Here is a 6,133-nt window from a genome sequence, read left to right as displayed (position 1 = left end):
CGCCACCTCTGTGCCGGCGCGCGCCGCGATAATATTGATCATGCCTCGGAGTTCGCCTCGGAGGGACGTGCGATGACCGAACCGGCAGAGGAAGCCACAGCTGCTGTCGATCCGCGGTCGAGCGCGTCCGTCGTCGGCGAGGAGCTGGAACCCGGGGACCGGATCGACGACTTCGACTTGCTGCTCGAGCTGGGCCACGGCGTGTTCGCCAGGGTATTCCTGGCGCGGCAACGCTCGATGCAGCGACTGGTGGCGGTGAAGATCTCCGCCGATCATGGCACCGAACCCCAGACCCTCGCCCGGTTGGAACACGAGTACATCGTTCGGGTCTACGACCAGCGTCTGCTCCCCGGCCACGCGCTGAAGTTGCTGTACATGCAGTACCTGCCGGGCGGAACGCTGGCATCGGTGCTGGACCGGGTCCGCGAGACCGCCCCGGAACAACGCGGCGGACAACTCCTGCTCGACGTCGTCGACGAGGCGCTGGCGGAGAAGGGCGAGATCCGGACCTCGGACGCCCGGGTGCGTGACGAGATCGCCGCCCTGTCGTGGCCGGAGACGGTGGCCTGGCTGGGACGCCGGCTCGCCGAGGCGGTGGACTATGCCGAGAGCCGGGGTGTGCTGCACCGCGACATCAAGCCGGCCAATGTGCTGCTCTCCGCCGACGGTGTGCCGAAGCTGGCCGATTTCAACATCAGCTTCAGCGATCACCTCGCCGGCAGCAATCCGGTGGCGTACTTCGGCGGATCCCTCGCCTACATGTCACCGGAACACCTCGAGGCGAGCCACCCGGCGCTGCCCGGCACGGTCGACGACCTGGACACGCGCAGCGACATCTACGCCCTCGGCGTCATGCTGTGGGAACTGCTGACCGGGCGGCGGCCCTTTCCCCGGATCGAGGCGAAGGATTCGCGGGCAGCCGTCGAGCAGCTCCTGGAACTGCGTCGCCGCCCGATCGCGCAAGAATTCCTGGATGACCTCCCCGCCGACTGCCCGGCCTCGCTGCGCCGGGTGCTGCTGACATGTATGTCGCCGGAGCGGGAGGATCGGTGGGCCCATGGCGCGGAGCTGGCTCAGCAATTCGAGCTGTGTCTGGACCCTCGTGCCCGGGATCTGGTCGACGCGCCGCGGCGCAGCCACCGACCGACCGGGCCACTGTGGCCGATACCGATCCTGGTGATCGCGATCGGAGTACCGAACGTCGTGGCGGCCGGGTACAACTACTACTACAATAAAACACTCATCGTCAGTACGCTCACGACCGAGGCCCAGTATTCGTTCAACTACGTCGCCGCGATCCTGTATCCACTCGCCATTGCGGTTGCCACAGTATTGATTCTCTACGTCGCGCGCCGCCTCATTCTGGTACTTCTCGGCTTGCGTCTCGGACGAAAATTCTCCGAGGAGACTCTCACTCGGGCACGGATCGATGCGCTATGTCTCGGCAACCGGGTGGCCGGGATAGCTTTCGCCTTCTGGGCTCTCGGCGGCGTCACCTTTCCGTTGCTGCTGAATCTGATCGCCGGAGGGGTTCCGGGTGGCACCTATGCCCATTTCCTCCTGTCGGTGGTCGTGTGCGGTGCGATCGCGGTGGCGTATCCCAACTTCGCGATCACCTGGTATGTGGTGCGGGGCCTGTACCCCGTCTTCCTGGTGCATGGACGTTCCGACGCCGCCGATGTCGAATACCTGCGCCGACTCAGTGCGCGCACCGGCTTCTACCTCACGGTGGCGGCCGCGATACCGCTGGTGGGCGTCACCGGTATCACGTTCCTGCCCGGGACCGCGATCGATTCCATTGTCTGGGCGGTCCGCATACTGTGCATCGGCGGCATCATCTGCTTCGTCATCGCCTATTTGTTGTTCGGCGTCATCAAAGAAGATCTCGCGGCGCTCGAACGCGTGGCAACCGCGTCCAGCATCGCCTCGACCCCGCAGTCGCACTCTGCCGGCGATTAGCTCCGATCAGGCGGGTTCCTGGAATCTCCTCGGCCAGACCACAGGGCCTTGCCAAGGCAGTGACGACCTCCTAGCCTGTACTGCCATACGAATATTCGAAGATCAGCTTTCGAATATTCGTAGCCAGGTGGAGTTCCCGGTTGGGTGGCACGCCTGCACTACGCCCCAGGGAGTCGCCCGTGTTCGAGAGAATGGGTCGCGCCGCCGCGACCGCCGCACTCAGCATGACCGCGTTGCTGATCTTCAGCACCGGCACCGCCACGGCAGGCTTCGGTTCGCTACCACCCGCGAATCCCCATCTCGGCCCACCGGGCACCGCGACCATGCACGGTGACGCCGAATCCTCCGACGCCACACCGTTCGCCGGTCCCGGCACGGGGCGTGTCGACAGCGACTTCCGCGAGCTCGCGGCCGCCTGCCCGACCATTCTCCAGGGTGCCGACGGGATGCCGCAGGCCCTGTGCACGAAGATCGTCGACCGCGCGCCGAAGGTGTTCCTGCTCGATCCCGCCAACGGTCAGCCGCTCGCCTCCCTCGATTTGAGCAAGGGCAGCCTCCTCGGTGGTGTGTACGCCTACCTCGACAGCAGCGACCGCATGGTCACCGTCGACGGCAGCGGCACACTGCTGCGCATCGGCCACCGCCGTGACGGCGGCGACTGGACCGTCTTCATCGAATCGGCCACCGATATCGCCCAGGCGGTCACCGGCCACTGCGGCGGCGGGGACTGCGACGCCGTCAGCTCGGTGATGCCCGATTTCGACGGCCGGGTGTGGTTCGCGACCGACAATGCCGTGGCCGGCTTCTCCGACCCGGCGACCGGCGTGGCCCGCTCGATCGTGCTCGGCCCCGGCGAGAAGGTCGCCAACAGCATCTCCACCGCGCCGGAAGGCGTGGCCGTCGCGACCACGCACGCGCTGTACCTGGTCGACGTCGACGGCTCCGGCAATCCGCGCGTGGTGTGGCGTCATGCCTACGATCGCGGCCCGGCCCGCAAACCCGGTCAGCTGTCCTGGGGTACCGGCGCCACCCCCACCTTCTTCGGACCAGGCAGCGGCACCGAATATCTGGCGATCACCGACAACGCGGTGCCGAAGGAGAACCTGCTGGTCTTCGACACCGCGACCGGCAACCAGATCTGCTCGGTGCCGACCGTCGACGGCACCGAGAACTCCCCGATCGGTGCGGGCAACAGCCTGTTCGTGGCGGGCACCTACGGATACCCGTATCCCGCCGTTCCGGAGGGCGCGGGACCGAGCGAACCGGCGAACGCCCAGTTCACCGGCGGCATGGTGCGGGTCGACGTCACCGGCGCCGGGTGCCGGGTGGTGTGGACGAACAAGGCGCTGTCGGCGGCGGTTCCCCGCCTGTCGGTGGCCGACGGCAAGATCTACACCGTGACCAGGCACACCGTCATCCCCACCGGCAGCGTCGGATTGACCGACAACTTCCGCTACACCGTGATCGATGCCGTCTCCGGGCGCATCGAGACGGAGAAGCTGATCGGGGCCACCGCGCTGCACAACACGCTCCAGATGGTCGGCACCATCTCCCCCGACCGCACCCTCTATCAGGGCACGATGAGCGGGCTGTTCCGCATCGCACCGCGCTGACGTATGCGATCCGATGCGTCTCGCCCCCAGGATGATTCACCACCGACCAGCCGGGTTGTCGCCGTGGTGGAGTTGCTCGCGGCCCGCGGCACCGCGCTCTCGGCGGCCGAGATCGCGCAATCGCTCGATCTGAGCCGGTCGACGGTGGGCGCCATCCTGTCCACCCTCGACCGGCACGGGTGGGTCCGGCGGCACACCGACCTGACCTACCAGCTGGGTCCCGGCCTCGCCCGGGTCGGACTCCTGGCACCCGCGGTGGTCGCCGACGACGCGGCGATCGGCGCGGAACTCGAACACCTGGCCACCCGGGTCGGCTGCGGCGCCGCCCTCACGGCATTGAGTGGGGACGACCTCGTCTTCGTGACGGTCGTCGGTGGCCACGGCCTCATCCCCGCGGGCATCGAGAACGGAACCCGTATCCCGCTGCTCCCGCCCGCGGGCGCGACCCTCATCGCCCATGCTCCGGCCACCGCCCAGAACAGCTGGCTCGATCGCGGTGACCCCGCACGCCGCGCCGAGTTCCGTGAGGTCCTGGCGACGATTCGCACCACCGGCTGCTGCGCCTGGAGCCTGCGCCCCGGCGCACTCACCGCGCTGCGTGTCCTCGCCGACGTGGTCGATCTGCTCTCCGGCCGGCCCGCCGCCGACGAACTTCGCGGGCGCGTCCTGAGCCTGCTCGGCGACATCACCGGCACCGCCCACACCGAAGCCGACCTGAACTCCCCGGCGTCGCTGTCGCTCGGCTACCTGAGCGCACCCGTCCTCGCCGCCGACGGCCGCGCCCTCTTCGAAGTCCAGATCGGCCCACTGCGCACCGAAGTCACCGCCGCTGCGCGCCGGCGCTACATCGACGAACTGCTCGCCACCGCGCGCCGAGTCGAACGCATCGCCGCCAACGACCAGTAGGCAGGTCCAGTCCCCGGGATCAGCCGAGCTCGCGAACGAACTCCTCGACGAGCCTGTTGTAGGCCTCCGGCTGCTCCATGTTGGGAAAGTGGCCTGCTCCGTCGATGGTCCGGCGCCGCCCATCGGGGACCACATCCAGGAGACGGTCCACGGTCGCGATCAGGTCCGGTGCGTCGAGAGCACCGTCAGCGGCCAGCACCGGGACCGCGATCCCGGCCGCCCGGGTTGCTACGTCGGCAACGGGAACGAGGTAATCCGGTTCCGGCGCAGTATGTTTGGCCAGAGTCCGTGCTGCCGTCGCCCGAATCCTGCCGATGACGATCGGGTCCACGTCGACCAGCGAACGAGACGGCCCGGCCGCCCAGAGCAGAAACGTGTCCATCCACGCCGCGATATCCCGGCGCGCCAAGGCACCGGCCTGCGTGTCGGCGAGTTCGCGTGACCACCGATCGCGGTACTGCGGCTCACCGATCCCGCGACCGCTGACCACCAGTCCGCGTACCGACTCCGGGTACTCGATCGCGGTGTCGACCGCGATCATGGCTCCCATCGACACGCCCACCAGCACAGCGGGACCCGCATCGATATGCCGCAGCAAGGCCGCCAGGTCGTCGGTGTGCCGGAAAGGCATTGTCGCGTTGGCGGATTCACCGTGCCCCCGCGCGTCGGGAGCGATCACACGATGCCCTCGGCGCAGACCACGCAGCTGACACTCGAACATCGGCGAGCCGAGAAAGCCGGCATGGAGCAGCACCAGCGGGGCGCCCGGACCTCCGGTGTCTCGATACGCGAGGACACCGTCTGTGATCGAGCAAGACACGCTGCCCCCGGGCCTCTCGGTGGGCGTTCGGGCGGTTCTCGATCTGCTGAGCCGACACGGGCCCATGACCGTTCCGCAGATGGGGCGCGCACAGGCACTGAGTCGCCAGTTCGTCCAGCGGATGGTCAACGACGCGATGGCCGCTGACCTCGTCGCCACCCTCGGCAACCCCCGGCATCGACGTTCACCGCTGATCACCTTGACGGAGCAGGGGCGAGCGGCGATGGCAACGGCGAGCGCCCGCGAACACGCCAGGCTCCGGGATGTCGGTGGCGAGCTCACCGCGGCCGACATCGACACCTGCCTGCGCGTCCTGCGTCACCTACGTGAACCCTTCGCGAATGTGGATATGAACGACGATCGCCGTACCGAGCCCGACTAGCCGACGTCGCGCGACATTCCCGGCAGGCGTGCCAGACTGGCTGTGTGAGCGGGCCGGTGAAAGAACACAATGGGGCACAACCGAACGGGAAGTCGTGGCGTGATCGCGGGGACGTGATCGGAAGCGGGATCCTGTGGGTGGCCAAATGGTCACTGTGCGTCGTCGTGATCGCGGCGGGAGCGTGGGTCCTCGGTTCGGTCGCCGCCCGGCTGTGGGTGGTGCTGCTGCCCGTCGCATTGGCGATCGTGGTGGCCACGATCCTGTGGCCGCCGACCCGGTGGCTGACCCAGCACAGGCTGCCGCCCGCGCTGGCCGCGTCGATCACCCTGGTGGGATTCCTCGCGCTGCTGTCCGGGGTGATCGCGCTGATCGTGCCCTCGGTGGCCGATCAGGCACCCGAACTCGCCGACAAGGCCACCGCGGGCGTCAACCAGGTCCGCGACTGGATCCAGG

6 protein-coding genes are annotated in these 6,133 nt (G+C 68.1%); 5 read left to right on the top strand and 1 reads right to left on the bottom strand.

Going from position 1 to position 6,133, the window contains the following annotated elements; all coding sequences use genetic code 11:
* Positions 1–72: 72 nt before the first annotated feature.
* The 3 genes from ACFWPJ_RS14605 to ACFWPJ_RS14595 all read left to right on the top strand — a co-directional run bounded on the left by ACFWPJ_RS14605 (position 73) and on the right by ACFWPJ_RS14595 (position 4,478).
* Entirely contained in the window at positions 73–1,959 is a 1,887-nt protein-coding gene (locus ACFWPJ_RS14605) for a serine/threonine-protein kinase (RefSeq protein ID WP_378851244.1), read from the top strand.
* Positions 1,960–2,150: 191 nt separating this feature from the next.
* Positions 2,151–3,572 carry a hypothetical protein gene (locus tag ACFWPJ_RS14600; protein ID WP_378851256.1) on the top strand — a complete coding sequence of 474 codons (1,422 nt, stop codon included), beginning with the start codon at positions 2,151–2,153 and terminating at the stop codon, positions 3,570–3,572.
* A 3-nt stretch (positions 3,573–3,575) separates the two neighbouring features.
* Positions 3,576–4,478, top strand: coding sequence for a helix-turn-helix domain-containing protein (locus ACFWPJ_RS14595; protein WP_378851241.1), 903 nt, complete (start codon positions 3,576–3,578; stop codon positions 4,476–4,478).
* Between the two features lie 19 nt (positions 4,479–4,497).
* Here ACFWPJ_RS14595 and ACFWPJ_RS14590 read toward each other — a convergent pair whose 3' ends face one another.
* Complete coding sequence (locus tag ACFWPJ_RS14590; protein ID WP_378851238.1) at positions 4,498–5,364, bottom strand: alpha/beta fold hydrolase; 867 nt, start codon at positions 5,362–5,364, stop codon at positions 4,498–4,500.
* On the opposite strand from ACFWPJ_RS14590, the gene ACFWPJ_RS14585 reads away from it, so the two are divergent.
* Together ACFWPJ_RS14585 and ACFWPJ_RS14580 are read left to right on the top strand one after the other, a co-directional pair.
* Entirely contained in the window at positions 5,255–5,680 is a 426-nt protein-coding gene (locus ACFWPJ_RS14585; RefSeq protein ID WP_378851236.1) for a MarR family winged helix-turn-helix transcriptional regulator, read from the top strand. The genes ACFWPJ_RS14590 and ACFWPJ_RS14585 overlap by 110 nt on opposite strands.
* A 137-nt stretch (positions 5,681–5,817) precedes the next feature.
* Positions 5,818–6,133: AI-2E family transporter (locus ACFWPJ_RS14580; RefSeq protein ID WP_378851233.1), on the top strand; the 316-nt coding region annotated here is incomplete at its 3' end.

Source organism: Nocardia sp. NPDC058497, assembly GCF_042720195.1.
Lineage (GTDB): Bacteria > Actinomycetota > Actinomycetes > Mycobacteriales > Mycobacteriaceae > Nocardia.
The sequence above is the reverse complement of the archived record's forward strand: the minus strand, read 5'-3'. Positions and strand labels throughout refer to the sequence as shown.